Origin of the sequence: Cytobacillus oceanisediminis (genome assembly GCF_004366035.1) — a bacterium.
GTDB lineage: Bacteria > Bacillota > Bacilli > Bacillales > Cytobacillaceae > Cytobacillus > Cytobacillus oceanisediminis_C.
In genome coordinates this window covers 234,248-253,565 of record NZ_SOEE01000005.1, presented here as the reverse complement: position 1 = coordinate 253,565, position 19,318 = coordinate 234,248, and the positions used below count along the sequence as shown (strand labels likewise).

Here is a 19,318-nt window from a genome sequence, read left to right as displayed (position 1 = left end):
CTATGAAAGTATATGAAGCCCTCAACTGGGCTTCTTCTTTTTTGATAGAGTCAAACCGCGATGAGAATTCAGGTGAGCTGTTATTGCAGCATATTATGAAGATGGGCAGGGCCAGCTTTTTGGCTAATTTACGCGAAGACTTGAATCCGGAAGTGCTGGAGGAGTTCAAGAAGGCGGTGCACGCACACGCAGCGGGCCAGCCTGTTCAATATATCATCGGCTTTGAAGAATTCTACGGGCGCACCTTCCAGGTGAATGAAGATGTTCTTATTCCAAGGCCAGAAACGGAAGAACTGGTTTATAACGCTCTGAAGAAGATAAATAAGCTGTTCGGCTCTATGAATGGACTTGAAATGGCAGACATCGGCACAGGCAGCGGGGCGATTGCTGTTACGATGAAGCTTGAGAAACCGGAATTAAATGTCACGGCTACAGATATCTACGGGCCAACCCTTGAACTGGCTGAGAAAAATGCAGAACAGAATGGCGCGGAAATCGATTTTATTCAGGGAGACCTTCTCGAGCCCCTTATTTCAAAAGGGAAGAAATTTGATATCATTCTATCCAATCCTCCATATATACCGGAAAGGGATATCGAGTGGATGTCAGATATAGTCACCGAGCACGAACCGCACCGTGCACTCTTTGCGGGTGAAGACGGACTGGATTTATACAGGCGCTTCATGGAAGAACTGCCAGCTGTCATCAAAGACCATGCCATCATCGGCTTCGAGGTGGGTGCCGGCCAAAGTGAAGCAGTATTTGCACTCCTAAAGCAGACTTTCCCGCAGGCAAATGTGGAAACAGTCTATGATATTAACGGCAAAGACCGGATGGTTTTTGCGGAAATAGAGTAACACAGCCGCCGTCATGGCGGTTTTTTATTAGGTAAGAAGCACTGCATCAGAATACTATAAAAAAATTTAATTTTAATAGTTTAAGATTCTGGCATCCTGTCCACACTGTGGATAGTGAAGGGATGGTGCCGGAAATGATGAATACAAAAACGATTGTGAAATTATATGTACTGATTTTATCCTTAGGAACCATTTTAAGTTTATATATACCCCAAACAGAAGTGACGGCTGATGAACCGATGGTAATACCAAACGAGGCAATCAGGCTGCGCATTCTGGCTAACAGCGATAATGAAGAAGACCAGGCGATTAAAAGGAAAGTAAGGGACGCAATAAATGCAGAGATCACGGAGTGGGTGGCGGAATTAACTTCAATCGAAGATGCCCGTGAACTGATCCAGTCCAGATTGCCTGAGATTCAAAAGATTGCGGAAGAAGTGGTAGCTGATGAAGGATCTGATCAGAAAGTAAATGCCGACTTTGGAAAAGTCAGCTTCCCGACGAAATTATACGGTCAGTTTTTATACCCGGCAGGCGAATACGAAGCGATTCTAATCACTCTTGGTGAAGGAGAAGGAGCCAACTGGTGGTGTGTGCTTTTCCCTCCTCTTTGCTTCCTTGATTTCTCAAATGGTGTGGCTGTAAGCGAAGGCTTTGAAGAAGGAGAAAAGAAGGGGGAAGTAAAAGCAGAAGAACTCGCTGCTGATACAGATTCCAAAAAAGAAACAGCCCCTGTTTATACAGAAGAAGATGAAGAACCAGTGGAAGTAAAATTCTTTTTAGCTGAAATATGGGAGAAAATTTTCGGTTAGACCTTGCGGCAGAGCAAGGTTTTTCTTTTTTAGAATCATTATAAAACCTGGAAATCAAATTACATTTAAGACAAGTGTTTAACATCTTCTTTTCATGCGTTTGATTCTACTAAAAACGGATATTTAAAGTAGTGTAACAACAAAACATAAACAAAAAGGAGATGAAAGATAATGGCTAAAAACAACAATAATAACAACGATAAAATGTCTCGTGAGGAAAGAGGGCGCATGGGCGGAGAAGCAACAAGCCGCAACCATGATAAGGACTTCTATCAGGAAATAGGCCAAAAGGGCGGAGAAGCAACAAGCGAGAACCATGACAAGGACTTCTATCAGGAAATAGGCCAAAAAGGCGGAGAAGCGACAGCGGAAAATCATGATAGTGAATTCTATCAGGAGATTGGCCAAAAAGGCGGAGAAGCAACAGCTGAAAATCATGACAAGGACTTCTATCAGGAAATTGGACGCAAAGGCGGAGAAGCAACAAGTGAAAACCATGACCGCGATTTCTATGAAGAAATTGGAAGAAAAGGCGGCAACTCGAACGACTAAACCTGCCGCAGAAAAATTGCATATGATAGTAATATAAACACGGCAGCAGATTCAGACAGCTGCCGTGTTTTATTGTTTAAATTACATTCGAGAGATTTTATTTATAAATAAGTATGAATTATTGTACGCCGATAACTGTCTAGCGCAAGCGGCCTACCCCCCACGAGGTGTCGGGGGCGGGAAAGGGGCTTCCGCTTTTCTAAAAATCTAGTTCTACTTTTTCTATTTTTTCATATTCATAGAGTGACAATAAGAAAATGGGGTGAAGAAATGGAGACAGGTGTAGTGAGATGTGCTGATGCTTCAGATGTGGAGAATCTGGCATCTTTTCTGGAATCGGCAAACTTAAGTACGGATGGAATAAGGGAAGCAATCGAATATTTTTTGATTATGGAGAGTGATTCCGGGGATATTAAGGCTACCCTGGGAATTGAGCCCCATGGAAAAATTGGTCTTTTGAGATCGCTTGTGATGACAGCAACAGCATCTGAAAAAGATCTATTTATTTTGTTTGAGCAAATATTATTGCTGGCAAGGGATCGAGGCATGGAGTCCTTATATCTTGCATCAAATAAAAGAAACTCGTTGGCATTTTTCAGCCTGCTTGGCTTTAAACAGGAAGAAACAGCGCATTTGCCGGAAGCCTTATTCGAGTCGGAGCATGTTAAGCACATCATGACTGTGGATAACTCTTTCTTTTTGAAATTATCCATGTGAATTGTGGGTATCTTGCTAAAGTTATACACAATTCTCTCTTATTTATACACAATTTGTGGATAAGACTTGAGTTATCCAGCTTCTTCTACTATACTTTCCAAAGGAATGTTCAAAAAAATGTCGAAAACATAGGAATTTTGACAGCAAAAAAACATTTTTTGTGAAGGTGGATAACGATGATTACAAAAAGATGGTCGGTGGATAACAGTGTGGATAAAGAAGATAGTTATTCACAGTTTTCACAAGCTGCCGATCTGTTAAAAAATAATGAAGTGGTCGCTTTTCCCACAGAAACCGTTTATGGATTAGGCGGGAATGCGGAAAATGATGAAGCCGTCAGAAAAATATTTGAGGCAAAAGGGCGTCCGAGTGATAACCCCCTGATTATTCATATTGCTGACAAAGGCCAGCTTGATGCCTTTGTAACCGAAATTCCGCAAAATGCGCAGGCGCTCATGGATCGATTTTGGCCGGGACCGCTAACACTCATTTTTAATCTGAAGGAAGGTGTTCTTTCCCATTATGCAACGGCAGATTTATCCACAGTTGCTGTGAGAATGCCTGATCATCCAGTAGCCCTGGCGCTGCTAAATAAAACAGGATTGCCAATTGCAGCTCCAAGTGCGAATCGCTCCGGAAGGCCAAGTCCGACAACAGCTGACCATGTTTGGGAAGACTTGAATGGAAGAATAGCAGGATTAGTGGACGGAGGTCCGACAGGCGTTGGCGTGGAATCCACCGTAGTGGATTGTACAGGTGATGTGCCTGTCATCTTACGGCCGGGCGGCATTACGAGAGAACAGCTTGAAGAGGCAGTAGGCGAGATCAGAGTGGACCCTGCATTAGCGGATGAAAGCCAGGCGCCAAAATCTCCCGGCATGAAATACCGTCACTATGCGCCGGATGCTCCGCTTTATCTAGTAGAAGGAACAAAAGAAGACATCCAGCATTTTGTTGAGGATAAAAAGAAGGAAGGACTTTCTGTGGGGGTTCTGACAACATCAGAAAACCTGGAATTTTATCGCGCTGATTTTATCTATGCCTGCGGACAGCGGGATAAGCTTGAAACAGTGGCCAGCTCGCTCTATGAAGCATTAAGATACTTTAACACAACCGATGCTGACATTATTTTTTGTGAGATGTTCCCGGGTGAAGGCGTCGGGCATGCAATCATGAACCGCCTCATGAAAGCAGCAGGACACAGGGTCATTAGCAGATAGATCAAGAAACCGTTTCGTCATGAGGCGGTTTTTTGTTTTGGAAAACGATTGGCATTCTAAAACCTTCTGGACGTGCATATGCTGAATTAGCAAGTCCAAGGAGGCGGAAATATGTCTGCAATGATCGGGGAAATTTTAACACTGGCTCTAATGGCATTCGCATTGGGGATGGATGCCTTTTCGGTAGGTCTTGGCATGGGGATGTACAAACTCCGCCTCAGACAAATAGCAAAAATCGGCATCACCATTGGACTTTTCCATGTATGGATGCCTTTATTGGGAATGATAGCAGGCCGATTTCTATCAAATACATTCGGAGCCATTGCCGGTTATGCAGGCGGGGGATTGCTCCTTTTATTAGGTGTGCAGATGATTTGGTCAAGCTTCAGGGATGATGAAGACAGCTTAATCACCCCAGTGGGCTTAGGGCTGCTGATTTTTGCCTTGAGTGTCAGCCTTGATAGTTTTTCAGTTGGCCTCAGCCTCGGAATCTACGGTGCCAAGACATTGCTTGTGCTTGTGTTCTTCGGAGCGGGGGCGACCATCCTTACATGGGCTGGCCTCCTCACCGGCAGGAAAGTCCAAAGCTGGATCGGCTCCTACAGTGAGGCGCTCGGCGGTGCCATCCTCTTTGCTTTTGGGGTAAAACTCTTATTTTTATAGACTTGATCCTGTGTTTAAATGTTAATATTTTGTGAAAAACGAAAAGGGGGCGGGTCGCCCTTTTTCTTTTTTTGTAAGGGAGCTATAGGTGTTGTGGGAAATTTGTCTTATAATGTAAGAAAAGTACAAACCAAAATATTGGATAAAGTTTTATGGTTATAGACCGATATATAAGGAGGGAGTATCTCTGTGACAAAAATATTATTTGTATGTACAGGAAATACTTGCAGAAGCCCGATGGCAGAAGCCATTTTAAAAAGCAAATCGCTCCCGGGTGTAGAAGTGAAATCGGCTGGAGTCTTTGCAGCAAATGGCAGCGAGGCGTCCGCGCATACAAAAAGTGTACTGGAGGAGCATGGGATTCCGCTGCAGCATCAATCCTCCAGTATGAGTGAAGAGCTAATTGACTGGGCGACCTATATTTTAACAATGACGGCCGGCCACAAAAATACCGTTCTGTCCATGTTTCCTGACACGGAGGGCAAAACCTTCACACTAAAAGAGTTTGCCGGAGCCGGGGGAGATATTATCGATCCATATGGGGGGCCGGTTGAGATATATAGAAATACATTCAAAGATCTGACAGAAGCGATTGAACAAATTTTAGATCGCGTAAAGAGACCAGATTAATCAGGGGGACAACATAATGGGGGAGAAAAAGGGCTATAAGTTTGGCCTTAGGAAAAAGCTCGTATTATTTATCACGTCGCTGGCCATCATTACATACACCACAAGTGCTATATTTCTTTACTTTTTATTTCCTGGCATTGAAGAAATGCTTCCATTTGGAGAGGCTGTTTTTACTATTTTAACCTTAGGAATGGGCATTTTTTGGTCAGGTGTTCTTGCTTTTTTTGCTGCAGGTTTCATTATCAAACCTTTACAGAAACTTGAAAAAACGGCACTCATGGCTGCCAATGGCGATATCGGCCAGGACGCCGAGCTTTCCAAGTCGGATGATGAAATCCGTTCATTAGGCATTGCATTCAATCATATGCTTTTCAATTTAAGGGATATGGTCCATAAAATTGACGAGAACTTTAAAGAAACGAATGAAAAGGTTATTGCGATGTCTTCCGAGTCTTCAGCAGCTGCTGAGCAGGCAGATGCGATTGCCAGAACCATTAGCGAAATTTCCCATGGAGCAGATAGTTCTGCGGTTTCCATTCAAACAACAGCTGAATCAATGGAGGATGTCCTGCGAATTGCTCAGGAGGTCCAGGATACAGCAAAAACATCACAAAATGTTTCCGGCGAAATGGTTCAGGACTTGATGGAATCAAAAAAAGTGATCCATTCACTTATTTCAGGTATAGAAAAACTGGCCCACGATAATGAGGAATCACTGCAGACAGTGAAGCGCCTTGAACAAAATGCCGTGAAAGTGGAGCAGATTATTCAGCTTGTCGGTGATATTGCAGCGCAGACCAACCTTCTTGCTTTAAATGCTTCCATTGAAGCAGCCCGTGCGGGGGACCATGGCAAAGGGTTCGCCGTAGTCGCTGAAGAAGTGCGTAAGCTTGCAGATGAAAGTGCACAGGCAGTGCAGGGCATCTCAGAATTGATAAAAAACATTCAGGAAGAGGTCCGCAATGTTGTCACGCAAATCTCTTATCAAGTGGAGACTGCTAATAATGAAGTGAAGAAAGGGACGAAAACAAACGAAGTGATTGAGGAAATGGCGAAAGTGGTCAATGAAATGGCTGCATCTGTGTCTGCCATTACAGGCTTGGTTGATAACCAGATGGAGGGAATACAGCTTACATCCACACAATCCCAGGAAGTTGCGGCAATTGCTGAAGAAACATCAGCAGGCGCACAGGAGGTTTCAGCAGCTACTCAGCAGCAGACTGCTGTGATTGGAAATGTAGAAAGACTGGCCATCGAGCTTAAAGAACAAGCAGAAAAATTAAATAGCACAATTACTAAATTTAAACTTTAAGGGAGCCCAAATGCAGCTCCCTTTCTTTATATTTTCAATGTTTTGTGTCAAAATAAAAGCATAAAGTTAAAATTAAGCGGGCTTGAAACAGGAGGGTTCATAATGAAAATTGCAATTGCATCAGACCACGGCGGACTTAATCTCCGCGAAGAAATCAAAAGCCTAATGGATGAAATGAACATTGAGTATGAGGATTTCGGCTGTGAATGCGAAACTTCAGTAGATTATCCGGATTATGCGTTGCCTGTTGCTGAAAAGGTAGCGGGTGGGGAATTCGATAAAGGTATTCTGATCTGCGGGACGGGAATTGGCATGAGCATCTCTGCCAACAAAGTGAAGGGAATCCGCTGTGCGCTTGTGCATGATGTATTCAGTGCCAAAGCTACCCGTGAACATAATGACAGCAACATCCTCGCTATGGGTGAACGAGTGATTGGCCCTGGCCTGGCCCGTGAAATTGCAAAAGTATGGCTTTCAACGGAATTTGAGGGCGGCCGACATGAAAACCGTGTAGGAAAGATTACTGCTTACGAAACGAAGTAAATCTTCCGAAAGGGTGAGCATTTTGATTGAACAATGGAAAAAAGAACTGGAGACAATCATTTGTGAATTTTGCGAACAAGTTCCTCTAAGTGAAAAGCATATTCTTGTAGTGGGCTGCAGCACCAGTGAAGTAGCCGGGAAAAGAATCGGCACAGCCGGAACAGAACAAGTAGCTGAAATGATTTTTGAACGTCTGGACAAGCTCCGCAAGGATACGGGGGCAGCTCTCGCCTTTCAATGCTGCGAACATTTGAACAGGGCACTCGTGGTTGAGAGGGCTGTTGCTGAGGCAAAAAGCCTGGATGAAGTGACCGTCGTCCCTCACCGCACGGCCGGCGGCGCGATGGCTGCATATGCCTATGAACAATTCAAAGATCCCGTCATGGTGGAATTTATCAAGGCAGATGCCGGAATTGATATCGGCGACACACTGATCGGCATGCATCTGAAGCATGTAGCCGTTCCGATCAGGACCTCACAAAAATCAGTCGGCGAGGCCCACGTCACCATGGCCAAAACAAGGCCGAAGCTAATCGGCGGGGCACGGGCGATCTATGATCGAAACTCTGATAATGCATCGTGCAGGTAATGAAAGGTCAAGTAAAGCGAATCTGTTTTGAAGAAAAAACTTAGATAATAACCTGTTAATTAGCTGTCCCAATTGCCTAGCGATTGGGGCTTAATTTATTCCTTTTAAATACTCAATTTCTTGTCCAGTTTCGCCACACCAGCCACCTATTCGGACAGGAAAAGCGGAAATCCAAGAGAACCAGTCCGAATCACTCATGCTATCATACTAATTTATAGTGACAGGCGCCTACCACACTTTAATTAAAAATGGTTTAGGTGCCTGCCACTTTTTTTATGGAACGTGTAACATTCAGGAAGGAAGAACGTGTATATAGTGCAGCTTTTATGGAGAATGGGGGGAGAGACCGTTGAAGGAGAGCAGGCGGGATAGGCTGGATGATTTATACCGGCATTATGCCAGACCGCTTTATTATTATTTATATAAGATGTCCGGCTCCAAAGAAACAGCGGAAGATTTAACTCAGGAAACATTCATTAAGGCAACGGTTTCTCTCTCTTTCTATAAGCAGGAAGATGTAAGGGCATGGCTATTCAAAGTGGCAAGGAACGCCTATTTGGATGAATGGCGGAAACGGCAGAGGAGAAATAAGATTCCTTTTGCCGGCTATTTATTTTCCAGAGATGAAATGATAAGTCCATATGGACTGCCGGAAGATGAAGCATTAAATAAAGAATCGAAGGAAAAAGTGGCAGATCTTATGAGCTGCCTGCCGGAACAGTATCGGTCCATCCTATATTTAAGAGAATTTGAGTCTTTTAGCTATAGTGAGATCCAGGAGGCGCTGGATCTTTCGGAAAATCAAGTAAAGGTGACACTGCATCGGGCCCGGAAAAAGCTTGCACAGCTCGCCGATGAACAATGGAGGGAAAAACATGACTGACTGGAACAAAGACCGCGAAAATAAAATCATGGCCAGATACCGATTTACCTTAACATTCAGAGTAATGAGGATCATCGCTGCCTGTCTGCTTTTGTTCTGGGTTTATATGATGGCCGCCAATATATTATCCGATGCCGCCAATAGTGAAAAGAAGCATGTATTTTACAGCAAGGTAGCACTTGATTGGAAGCATCCCAATCTATATGAGGATTTTGGCGGTTTTGTTAATAAAGAACTAACTCCCTTTCTGACACAGAAAATATCCTACCCGATTTCCCGCCAGATTGGCCGTGATTCTCAAACCATCGGAGAGGTTCACATTGAGAAAAGAATGCTAAATTCGTATTCAACCTTAAAAATCCAGAAATATGAGCCGCAAAACGAAAACATTTACCGTTTCTCCCTGCCTCAAAATCCGAATAGCGGAAAAAGGCTATCAGCTGAAGGGAAACCTGGTGTCTGGGCTTCACTTGAAAAAATACACGAGGGGACCGTGGCGGAAATGGCGTTTTCCACACAGTCATTTATGGAACCCGAAGAGCTTCTGAACCTGTTAAAGCCCTATGATCTGGAAGTCCTTTGGATGCCGCTCTATACAGGGGAACTGAAGGAATTTCAGACGGGGTATGGCAGTGGAGGCAACTCAATTGAATTAACATCCATTTATGGTCTGACTGGGGGAAGGGAAGCAGGAGAAGATTATATGTCAGAGTCGAAATTGGCCCTTAATGAGGAATTTATGAACGAAAATAAAAAGTTGATGCTGAAACAGATGGAAACCCTGTTAAAAAATGAATCTCAAAGCTATTATGAAAACTTTTTAGGGCTAGATCATCTGAAAGAACGTCATCAATATCTGCAAAAAAATGGCTTCACTGTCTATGGAGCAGTCGTTACCGGTCCGGTAAAAGAACTATTAAAGCTAAAAGAAGAAAAGCAAATACGTGCTCCATACCTTGGCGAAGTGGATTATTGGAACTGGGAATAAAAGGATGGCGACGGCACCTATACCACTTCATCAAACTCGGATAGGTGCCTGTCCCTTTTTCGGAAAACATGCTAAAATATAAAAGAATTTTCACAAAAAGATCGATACATAAAAATGGAGAGCCTTCACAAAGCTTTCCTTAATTAAAAGTGTGTTGGAGAAAAGGGAGGATTCTTATGAAGCATTTAGCACAGCAGGATGAGCAGGTTTTCAAGTCAATTCAGGAAGAATTAGGACGCCAGAGATCAAAGATTGAATTAATCGCTTCTGAAAACTTTGTCAGTGAAGCGGTAATGGAAGCACAGGGTTCTGTTTTAACAAACAAGTATGCTGAAGGCTATCCAGGCCGACGCTATTATGGCGGGTGTGAACATGTAGATGTGGTCGAAGATTTAGCACGTGACCGTGCGAAAGAAATTTTCGGAGCAGAGCATGTGAATGTGCAGCCGCACTCAGGCGCACAGGCAAATATGGCTGTATACTTCACTGTCCTGGAGCAGGGAGATACAGTTCTTGGCATGAATCTATCACATGGCGGACATTTAACTCATGGCAGCCCTGTTAACTTCAGCGGCGTGCAGTACAATTTCGTCGAATATGGGGTGGATAAAGAAACACATCGCATCAATTATGATGATGTGCTTGAAAAGGCCCGTCAGCATAAACCGAAACTAATTGTAGCGGGTGCAAGTGCCTATCCGCGTGAAATTGACTTCAAACGTTTCCGTGAAATTGCCGATGAAGTCGGTGCTATGCTGATGGTTGATATGGCTCATATTGCAGGCCTTGTAGCTGCTGGGCTTCATCAGAATCCGGTTCCGTTCGCGGACTTTGTTACAACTACTACGCACAAGACATTGCGCGGACCGCGCGGCGGCATGATTCTCTGCAAAGAAGAATATGCGAAGAAAATTGATAAATCCATTTTCCCTGGAATCCAGGGCGGTCCTTTAATGCACGTTATTGCGGCAAAAGCGGTTGCCTTCGGCGAAGCGCTTCAGGAAGAATTCAAAACATATGCAGGCAATATTATTTCTAATGCCAAAAAGCTGGCTGAAGCATTGCAGGCTGAAGGAATTGACCTTGTATCTGCAGGCACAGACAACCACTTGCTGTTAGTTGACCTCCGTTCCCTTGGCTTAACGGGGAAAGTTGCTGAGAAAGTACTTGATGAGGTCGGCATTACAGTCAACAAAAATACAATTCCTTTCGATCCGGAAAGCCCATTCGTGACAAGCGGTATCCGTATCGGTACAGCAGCCGTTACCTCCCGCGGATTTGGCGATAAAGAAATGCAGGAAATTGCATCCATTATTGCCTTCACACTAAAAAATCATGAAGATGAAGGGAAGCTTCAAGAAGCGGCTCAGCGCGTCGAAGCCTTAACAGGCAGCTTCACTTTATACCCTGAATATTAATCAATCAGCCGGTCTCAGCAAGAGGCCGGCTTTTTCCATGCAAAAATGACTTTTCTTTTACAAAAGCGAATCATAGTTGCCGATGGAATCGTTTTTCTGTAAAATTAGACGAAGTGTGGTTCGACTAATTCTGCATATTGAAAAGGAGAGATACTCATGGCAAAGGTTTACGTTTTTGACCATCCATTAATTCAGCATAAGCTTACATACATTCGTGAAAAAAGTACGGGAACCAAGGAATTCCGCGAGCTTGTTGACGAAGTGGCAACATTGATGGCATTCGAAATCACTCGTGATATGCCTTTAGAAGAAATAGAAATTGAAACACCTGTCAGCACGATGAAATCCAATGTATTGGCAGGTAAAAAGCTTGGAATCATTCCAATTCTGCGTGCGGGAATCGGAATGGTAGACGGCATCCTAAAACTTATCCCAGCTGCAAAAGTGGGCCATATCGGTCTATACCGTGACCCGGAAACACTGCAGCCGGTGGAATACTATGTTAAGCTTCCCAGTGATGTGGAAGAAAGAGATTTCATCGTGGTTGACCCAATGCTTGCAACTGGCGGTTCCGCAATTGAAGCCATCCATTCTCTTAAAAAACGCGGAGGCAAAAACATTAAATTCATGTGCCTGATTGCTGCTCCTGAAGGGGTAGAAGCTGTACAGGAAGCTCACCCTGATGTTGACATCTATATCGCAGCATTGGACGAAAAATTGAACGAAAAAGGCTATATTGTTCCTGGTCTCGGCGATGCAGGCGACCGTTTATTCGGAACGAAATAATCTCAGCAGCAGCGAAGGGACAAAAAGATTGAAAATATCATTTAAAAAAGGAAGGTGCTCCGAATGAATGGTCCAATTAAAGTGATGACGATTTTCGGAACAAGGCCGGAAGCTATTAAAATGGCACCCCTTGTTCTTGAATTGGAAAAACGCCCTGATCAGTTTGAATCGATTGTCACCGTTACGGCACAGCATCGCGAAATGCTAGATCAGGTATTAAACATTTTTCAGGTCACACCTGATTATGACCTGAATATCATGAAAGACCGCCAGACCTTGGTGGATGTGACAACACGCGGACTTGAAGGCCTTGATAAGATCATGAAGGAAGTAAAGCCGGATATCGTGCTTGTTCATGGAGATACTACTACAACGTTTATTTCCAGCCTTGCCGCATTCTATAACCAGATTGTAGTCGGCCATGTGGAAGCGGGATTGCGCACATGGAATAAATACTCTCCATTCCCTGAGGAAATGAACCGCCAGCTTACAGGCGTAATGGCAGATCTTCATTTCTCGCCAACATCAAAGTCAGCGGAAAACCTCTTAAATGAAAATAAAAAGAACGACAGTATTTTCATTACTGGAAACACGGCAATTGATGCGCTTAAAACAACTGTTAAAGACACGTATCACCATGAAGTCCTTGAGAAAATTGGAAATGACCGCCTTGTGCTTCTGACTGCACACCGCCGTGAAAACCTGGGAGAGCCGATGAGGAACATGTTCAAAGCTATTAAAAGGCTCGTAGAAGAACAGAAAGATATACAAGTCGTATATCCAGTTCATCTGAATCCGGCTGTACGGGAAATTGCGTCAGAGATCCTCGGCAGCGATAGCCGTATTCATCTGATTGAACCGCTTGACGTCATTGATTTCCATAACTTTGCTTCAAGAGCTCATTTGATTTTGACAGATTCGGGTGGAGTTCAGGAAGAAGCGCCATCCCTTGGTGTACCTGTACTTGTCCTTCGAGATACAACGGAAAGGCCTGAAGGTATTGAAGCAGGCACCCTTAAGCTTGCCGGCATTGAGGAACAGCCAATTTACGAACTGGCAACTGAACTTCTGACTGACCAGGCAGCTTTTGAAAGAATGGCGAAAGCCGTAAATCCATATGGAGACGGTAATGCCTCCAGCAGAATTTGCGAAGCGATCCGCTATTATTTTCAACAGACGAATGATCGTCCAGAAGAATATAAACCGCAAAACTAAAAAAATGCACCTCTCTTAAAAGGAGGTGCATTTTTTTGTTCTTTTCAGAAAGGGGAGGGGAAAAGTGTGTTTGAAAACTAGAAATAACATGGTTGATATGTTGGTGGTTGGGTGGTTGATAAATAGTATAGGGGATTTATGTAATATCAATCAATATTTATGTTAAAAGTCTCTTTCCCCGCAAAGCTAGAAAAGTTATGATAGAGTATAGGAGAAATGGAAGTTGAATTCATACTGAAATAGTAAGCGGTTAACATGTTGATGGTTGGATGGTTGCCTGAATAATGTTGATATATTAGTTGTTTTAAGTTTTTTAATGTGATTAATTGACCTGGTCATGGTTGGAAAAATGGCGGCTGAAATGGCTTCATTGATGGGGAACTCACCGCAAAAATATCGATGGTGGTTTAGTTGGCGGTTAGGTGGTTGGTCATGGGTAATGCCCAGCAGCGGCTGGGTGAATCGGCAAGATACCAAGAAAGGTGCTGAGGACGTTGGCAAATCAGTATTTGACAATGAAGGAGCTTAAAGAGGCACTTCCGGACATACCTGAGAATAGCTTGAAGCGTTATTTGCAGGAGCATGCAGAGTACATAAATTATCGGAAAGAGCACAACCGCTATAAAATCCAGGTTTCCGAAATCGAAAAGCTTAAATTCATCAGAAAATTGTATTCAGATGGGTTAAAGAAAGAGGAAGTCACAGCAAAGCTTGAGGATGCAGGCATCCCGGTGATCATTACAGTGGAGGATGACGAAGAAAGCAGCACCACCTCACTGGTGAATGTGAATTCTGAACTAACAGATATGAAAAAGCTGGTCAGCTTTCTCGTTCAGCAAAATGAACAGTCCCGCCTTACCCAGAATAAAATCAGAGAGCAAAACAAGCAGCTGATTCATGAGGTGCATGAGCTCAAACTTACAATTGAAGATTTAAGAAATGCCCATGCACAAGGCTATGAAAAAGAGAGCGAAAAAGTCACTTCCCTCTATGAAAAACTGATGGCGACACAAAAGTCTGTAGAAGAAGTAGCCGGTGCATTAGAGGCTGAAAAAAGCAAAAGCATCTGGCAGAAGATATTTGGAAAGTAAAGGTATGCCCCAAATTGCAAGATTTACGTTTAGACTGCTGTCTTCAGGGTATTGGCATAATGATTTTAAATACCTGGAGGTTGAATAAATGAGAGCAATAGCCATTTTAGAAGGAGCATTAATTGTCTGGATCATCATGCTGCTGGGTTCATTAATGGGTACCTTCATGTCCGAAGGTTTTATCGCCATGGTATTTAAACTGGCAGAAGGAAAAGGAATCCTCCTCACAGTATTATTAATAGCCGCGACCCTAACGGATATGTGGAGAGATAAGAGGCGTGACCGTTTAATTCAAAAGGGAAAGCTTGAACCGAATCAGCTGTTCTAATACATAAAGGTAGAAAGCCATCATTAATTTGATGGCTTTTTTATCTTCCTCATAATCTAAAAGTACTATTTTCTGAAAATACTAAAAACTATATTGATAATCAATTGAAAGATAGATAGTATTAATTATACAAAATATTGTATATTGGTTAATCTGGAAAGGAGATGAAGATTTGAAAAGATTAAAGTTTTTGTTAATAGTATTGGCATTAGTCTTGAGTTCTGGAGCTTTTTCTGGAAATATGGTGAATGCCAAAGAAAGGTACGGGCAGAAATTAAGTCAAGCCCATCCGAAAAAGGCTGGCTTTGATCCTGAGAAATTGAAGGGTATTGATAAAGCCATTACGGAGGCTATTGAGGATGGTGTTACACCGGGTGCAGTAGTTCTTGTGGCCAAGGATGGAAAGATTGTCAAAGAGGAAGCGTATGGATATGCACAAAAATTCGATATGGGGGAATTGCTCAGTAATCCCCGAAAAATGAAAAAGAGAACAATCTTCGATCTTGCTTCAGTTACGAAGGTGATGGGAACAACTCAGGGTATTATGAAACTTGTTAGCAACGGTGAACTTTCAGTCAATGACAAGGTATCTGAATATATACCTGAGTTTGCTCAGAATGGAAAAGAAGATATTACAGTGGCCGACTTGCTGACACACACCTCAGGATTGACTCCTTGGAAACCGACATACCTATATGCTGACAATTCGGAAGAGGTACTGAGTTATATAAATCAGCTGCACCTTGAATATCCGACAGGCACCGACAGAAGATATAGCGATTTTAGCTTTATGATGCTCGGTTTTTTAATTGAAGAGATAAGTGGACAAAAATTGGATAAATACTTAGAGGAAAATATTTATAAACCCTTAAACATGCATGATACGATGTTTACTCCACCTGAACACCTCAAGAAAAAAATTGCGGCTACTTCCTGGGGAAATCCTTATGAGTATAAAATGATTGATGACCCTAATTTCGGGTACTATGTAGAAGAAAGCCCAGATATGTTTAAATACTGGAGAAATTACACCTTAATTGGAGAAGTTAATGATGGAAATAGCTTTTATGGCAATAAAGGTATTGCAGGCCATGCCGGTTTATTTTCGACAGCAAGGGACCTTGCCGTATTGGGCCAGACCATGTTAAATGGCGGAACATATGGAAAAACCAAAATGTATGATAAAGAAGTGATTGATATCTTTACCTCTCCTCAGCGCTTTGGCCAGGGATATGGCTGGGAGCTGGATAAAAGCTGGTATATGGGAGATCACTATTCTGACATAGCCTTTGGCCATACAGGTTTTACTGGAACCCAGGTTATTATAGATCCAAAGGAAAACCTTCAGGTTATCCTGCTGACGAACAAACAAAACAATGGCCCTTTACCAAGCGGATCATACCGCAGCACTGGCGCTCTTTCTAAAGAAGTAGCTAATATTGTTTATGAATCCTTGAACTAGCCGTTTATTTTATATCGATTTACGCATACAAGGTACCTATTCAGCCCACCCTAAAACAAAAAGAGGGTGGGTTTTCATATGAAAAAATTCTTGCTGGTCATAACAGTCATATCCTTGTTTTGGAGTCAAAGTCCTGTTTCGGCCCGGACACTTTCACACCCTCCTATTCCGGAAGAGACACCTGGTATAGAAAAAGTGGCTATCGTAGTACTGAAAGATGCGAGGAATGAACAGAGGATTAAGAAAATGATAGATCAAAATCCTGATCTGCAAATTAGGCATACATTCAATCAGGCGTTTAATGGCTTTTCAGTTATAGGAAAGCAATCTGCATTGCAAAGCCTGCAAAAGATAGAGTCAGTATCTTCTGTTTCACCGGTTAATACCTATCATGTACATTCCGATGACAATATCAAGCTGATTGGCGGCATTAAGGCCAGAGGCTATTATGACAGAGATAATCAGCGCCTCACAGGCAAGGGTGTGAAAGTAGGCGTAATCGATACCGGCATTGATTATAATCATCCCGACTTGCGAAGGAGCTATGGCGGCGGACATGATCTGGTGGATAATGATAAGGATCCAATGGAAACAAAGGCTGCCAGGGGACAAGGCACGCTGCACGGCACTCACGTCGCCGGAATCATCGCGGCAAATGGCAGGATTCAAGGGGTCGCACCAGAAGCAACCATTATCGCCTACAGGGCTCTTGGACCAGGAGGAAGCGGAACAACAGAACAGGTGATAGCGGCCATCGAACAGGCGATAAAGGATAAAGTTGATGTGTTAAACCTTTCCTTGGGAAATAACGTAAACGGACCTGACCTCCCAATAAGCATGGCCCTGAATAAAGCAGTTGAAAAGGGAATAACGGCTGTCACTTCATCGGGCAATTCCGGGCCGAATATTTGGACAGTCGGATCACCGGGCACAGCGTCGAAGGCTATTTCTGTAGGAGCCTCTACACCAACGATGAAGGTGCCTTTTTTGAACATAGGCGGGCGGGAAATTCGTCTTGATTTGCTGCAGGGTTCAAAGGATTGGGAGTTTGACCGATCCTATGAACTGATCGATGGAGGACTAGGTCATCCTGAAGAATTGAAGAATGCCGAAGGGAAAATGGTATTAGTGGAAAGAGGTGAACTAACGTTTACTGATAAGGCAGTCCATGCAATGGAAGCAGGAGCAGAGGGAATCATTATTTTTAATAATACGCAAGGCAGGTTTTTTGGCAATCTGGACAGTGGTGTTCCAATTCCGGCAGCGGCGTTATCAAAGGAAGAAGGAGAGGAGCTCAAGAGAGATATTAATGAAGGAAGACACCTTGCCCGGACAAATATAATAGAAGAAAGGGACATCCTGGCTGACTTCAGTTCCCGCGGTCCGGTTACATCTACATGGGAAATCAAACCGGATGTTGTGGCACCCGGAGTCGCCATAAATAGTACCATTCCTGGCGGTTACCTCCCGCTGCAGGGGACAAGCATGGCCGCTCCGCATGTCGCAGGGGCCTGTGCCATCTTGAAACAGGCTCATCCCGAATGGGGGCCTGAACAGATTAAGGCTGCACTTATGAATACCGCTAAGCTTCTTAGGAATACAGATGGAGAAACATATAGAACTTATGAGCAGGGAGCAGGCAGAATTCAGCTTGATAAAGCACTGAGAGCAGAAACACTTGTCCTCCCGGCATCTCTGCAGTTTGGGAAATTTCAGATCGCGGACAGGCTGCATGAACACAGCAGTTTTATTACGATTGAAAATATAAGTGAGAAAACGCAGACCTATTCCTTTTCTGCACCATATAAGGAACAGGGCATCAATTGGGAAATACCTATGGCGTTTCAACTAAACCCCGGTGATAAGAAAAAGGTGGAAATCAAAATGTCGGCAGATCCTACTCTTTTAAAGAAAAAAATCCATGATGGGTACCTGCTGATGAAGGCTGGTGCCGAAAGCATTAGAATTCCCTATCTTTATGTGCTTGAAGAGCCGGATTATCCAAGGGTGATGGGGTTCGGACTGGGTAAGGGAGATAAGCCGGGCACGTACCGCTATGAAGTGTATCTCCCTGGCGGTGCAGAAGAGTTCGGAATTGCCATGTTTGATTCGGAAAGCCTCCGCTTCATGGGGTTTCTGGATTGGAAAAGAAATGCAGGCAAGGGACAGCTGCTGCAGGAAATTCCTGCAGATAAGCTTCCTGGGCCTGGGCTGTACCTTGCAAAGGTATTTGCCAAAAAAGCAGGCAAGGAAGATTGGATTGAAACCTATCTCTTTGTGAGGCCGGATGGGCAGCTTGGGGACCCGGATCCTTCTGCAAACAATCGGACCACTCGAAGTAAGTGATCATGCCAAAATAAAGCGTTTTCAGGAGCGATGCAGAAACTCGCTCCTTTTTCAATAGATATCCGAAAATTAAATGTGATAAATATGTGAACATACCATATTTTTACCTTTTTGTTTGTGAACTTTTTCACTCCAAACGCATTGACATTGACAAAGCCCTATTGTATGCTTACAAAGGGTAAAAGATGATAGGGTTTTCAAAATATTTGTGCAGACATATTTCCCACTTCTGCATGATGTTAATGTGATTAATTATGGCCTCAAAACCCACTTACCATTCTCTTAAGGGAGGATGCGTTTTTATGCGTCAAAAAGACCGCAACCCATTTAAGGCGATGGCCTTAATGTCCGCCATTCTTTCTCAGTTAGTAGGTTCCACGCTCATTGGCATTTTCGCCGGAAGGTGGCTTGACAGCAAGGCAGGAACAGAGCCGTTATTCCTATTGGTCGGCTTGTTCATTGGACTGGGCGCCGGGATTTACGCCATGCTTCGCTTAATCCAACATTTCTTCACAGGAGAATAAACATCATGCCGGAAATCAAAGTAACTTTTCAAAGACAGCGAAAATACATATTCCTTTTGTTGTCTGCATACGTTCTCGGCTGGGGGTTTACACCTTATCAATCTATTTTTCTGGGCTTGATCTTTGGTACAAGCTTAAGCCTGTTCAATTTGTGGCTGATTTCACGAAAGGCGCTGCAGTTTGGAGAGGCAGTCGAGAGAGGCGAGAAGGTGCGTTCACTTGGAACGGTATCCAGAATGGCTACAGCAGTTTTTGCTGTGATGATCGCTCTGGAATATCCCGATAAGCTGCATCTGATCAGTGTGGTATTTGGATTAATGACATCCTATATTGTCATTATGATAGATTATTTTCTTCAATCTTTTCAATTACGTAAATAGCG

The 19,318-nt window shown here is 43.4% G+C and carries 21 protein-coding genes; all 21 read left to right on the top strand.

Annotated elements, in window-relative coordinates:
• The first annotated feature begins 2 nt into the window (after positions 1 to 2).
• The 21 genes from prmC to DFO72_RS14360 all read left to right on the top strand — a co-directional run bounded on the left by prmC (position 3) and on the right by DFO72_RS14360 (position 19,316).
• Complete coding sequence (gene prmC / locus DFO72_RS14460; protein WP_113882356.1) at positions 3 to 857, top strand: peptide chain release factor N(5)-glutamine methyltransferase; 855 nt, start codon at positions 3 to 5, stop codon at positions 855 to 857.
• Positions 858 to 994: 137 nt separating this feature from the next.
• Positions 995 to 1,669 carry a stage II sporulation protein R gene (gene spoIIR, locus DFO72_RS14455; protein ID WP_243856177.1) on the top strand — a complete coding sequence of 225 codons (675 nt, stop codon included), beginning with the start codon at positions 995 to 997 and terminating at the stop codon, positions 1,667 to 1,669.
• A 171-nt stretch (positions 1,670 to 1,840) separates the two neighbouring features.
• Complete coding sequence (locus tag DFO72_RS14450; protein ID WP_113882354.1) at positions 1,841 to 2,221, top strand: KGG domain-containing protein; 381 nt, start codon at positions 1,841 to 1,843, stop codon at positions 2,219 to 2,221.
• Positions 2,222 to 2,491: 270 nt separating this feature from the next.
• Positions 2,492 to 2,938, top strand: a complete 447-nt coding sequence (locus DFO72_RS14445) for a hypothetical protein (RefSeq protein ID WP_113882353.1) — start codon at positions 2,492 to 2,494, stop codon at positions 2,936 to 2,938.
• 176 nt (positions 2,939 to 3,114) lie between these two features.
• The gene (locus DFO72_RS14440) at positions 3,115 to 4,158 is read left to right on the top strand and encodes an L-threonylcarbamoyladenylate synthase (RefSeq protein WP_113882352.1); all 1,044 of its coding nucleotides are present in this window, start codon (positions 3,115 to 3,117) and stop codon (positions 4,156 to 4,158) included.
• A gap of 111 nt (positions 4,159 to 4,269) precedes the next feature.
• A complete protein-coding gene (locus DFO72_RS14435) occupies positions 4,270 to 4,821 on the top strand; it encodes a manganese efflux pump MntP (protein ID WP_113882351.1) in 552 nt (183 codons plus the stop codon).
• A gap of 189 nt (positions 4,822 to 5,010) precedes the next feature.
• Positions 5,011 to 5,451, top strand: coding sequence for a low molecular weight protein arginine phosphatase (locus DFO72_RS14430; protein ID WP_113882350.1), 441 nt, complete (start codon positions 5,011 to 5,013; stop codon positions 5,449 to 5,451).
• 16 nt (positions 5,452 to 5,467) lie between these two features.
• Positions 5,468 to 6,763 carry a methyl-accepting chemotaxis protein gene (locus DFO72_RS14425; RefSeq protein ID WP_113882349.1) on the top strand — a complete coding sequence of 432 codons (1,296 nt, stop codon included), beginning with the start codon at positions 5,468 to 5,470 and terminating at the stop codon, positions 6,761 to 6,763.
• Positions 6,764 to 6,865: 102 nt separating this feature from the next.
• The gene (gene rpiB, locus DFO72_RS14420; RefSeq protein WP_009332252.1) at positions 6,866 to 7,306 is read left to right on the top strand and encodes a ribose 5-phosphate isomerase B; all 441 of its coding nucleotides are present in this window, start codon (positions 6,866 to 6,868) and stop codon (positions 7,304 to 7,306) included.
• Between the two features lie 22 nt (positions 7,307 to 7,328).
• On the top strand, positions 7,329 to 7,895 hold the full coding sequence (locus tag DFO72_RS14415; protein WP_113882348.1) for a TIGR01440 family protein: 567 nt from the start codon (positions 7,329 to 7,331) through the stop codon (positions 7,893 to 7,895).
• A 349-nt stretch (positions 7,896 to 8,244) separates the two neighbouring features.
• Positions 8,245 to 8,778 (top strand): sigma-70 family RNA polymerase sigma factor, encoded by a 534-nt coding sequence (locus tag DFO72_RS14410; RefSeq protein ID WP_113882347.1) that lies wholly within the window; start codon positions 8,245 to 8,247, stop codon positions 8,776 to 8,778.
• On the top strand, positions 8,771 to 9,766 hold the full coding sequence (locus DFO72_RS14405) for an anti-sigma factor (RefSeq protein ID WP_113882346.1): 996 nt from the start codon (positions 8,771 to 8,773) through the stop codon (positions 9,764 to 9,766). The genes DFO72_RS14410 and DFO72_RS14405 overlap by 8 nt, the downstream gene beginning before the upstream one ends.
• A 176-nt stretch (positions 9,767 to 9,942) precedes the next feature.
• Positions 9,943 to 11,184 carry a serine hydroxymethyltransferase gene (gene glyA / locus DFO72_RS14400; protein ID WP_113882345.1) on the top strand — a complete coding sequence of 414 codons (1,242 nt, stop codon included), beginning with the start codon at positions 9,943 to 9,945 and terminating at the stop codon, positions 11,182 to 11,184.
• A 156-nt stretch (positions 11,185 to 11,340) separates the two neighbouring features.
• A complete protein-coding gene (upp, locus tag DFO72_RS14395; RefSeq protein ID WP_113882344.1) occupies positions 11,341 to 11,970 on the top strand; it encodes a uracil phosphoribosyltransferase in 630 nt (209 codons plus the stop codon).
• Positions 11,971 to 12,033: 63 nt separating this feature from the next.
• On the top strand, positions 12,034 to 13,185 hold the full coding sequence (gene wecB, locus DFO72_RS14390) for a non-hydrolyzing UDP-N-acetylglucosamine 2-epimerase (protein WP_113882343.1): 1,152 nt from the start codon (positions 12,034 to 12,036) through the stop codon (positions 13,183 to 13,185).
• A 494-nt stretch (positions 13,186 to 13,679) separates the two neighbouring features.
• A complete protein-coding gene (locus tag DFO72_RS14385) occupies positions 13,680 to 14,276 on the top strand; it encodes a hypothetical protein (RefSeq protein ID WP_113882342.1) in 597 nt (198 codons plus the stop codon).
• 88 nt (positions 14,277 to 14,364) lie between these two features.
• The gene (locus DFO72_RS14380) at positions 14,365 to 14,604 is read left to right on the top strand and encodes a hypothetical protein (protein ID WP_113882341.1); all 240 of its coding nucleotides are present in this window, start codon (positions 14,365 to 14,367) and stop codon (positions 14,602 to 14,604) included.
• Between the two features lie 172 nt (positions 14,605 to 14,776).
• Entirely contained in the window at positions 14,777 to 16,066 is a 1,290-nt protein-coding gene (locus tag DFO72_RS14375) for a serine hydrolase (RefSeq protein ID WP_243856170.1), read from the top strand.
• 78 nt (positions 16,067 to 16,144) lie between these two features.
• Positions 16,145 to 18,412 (top strand): S8 family serine peptidase, encoded by a 2,268-nt coding sequence (locus tag DFO72_RS14370; RefSeq protein WP_113882340.1) that lies wholly within the window; start codon positions 16,145 to 16,147, stop codon positions 18,410 to 18,412.
• A 302-nt stretch (positions 18,413 to 18,714) separates the two neighbouring features.
• On the top strand, positions 18,715 to 18,936 hold the full coding sequence (locus DFO72_RS14365; protein WP_009332225.1) for an AtpZ/AtpI family protein: 222 nt from the start codon (positions 18,715 to 18,717) through the stop codon (positions 18,934 to 18,936).
• A 5-nt stretch (positions 18,937 to 18,941) separates the two neighbouring features.
• Positions 18,942 to 19,316, top strand: coding sequence for an ATP synthase subunit I (locus DFO72_RS14360; RefSeq protein ID WP_113882339.1), 375 nt, complete (start codon positions 18,942 to 18,944; stop codon positions 19,314 to 19,316).
• Positions 19,317 to 19,318: the final 2 nt, after the last annotated feature.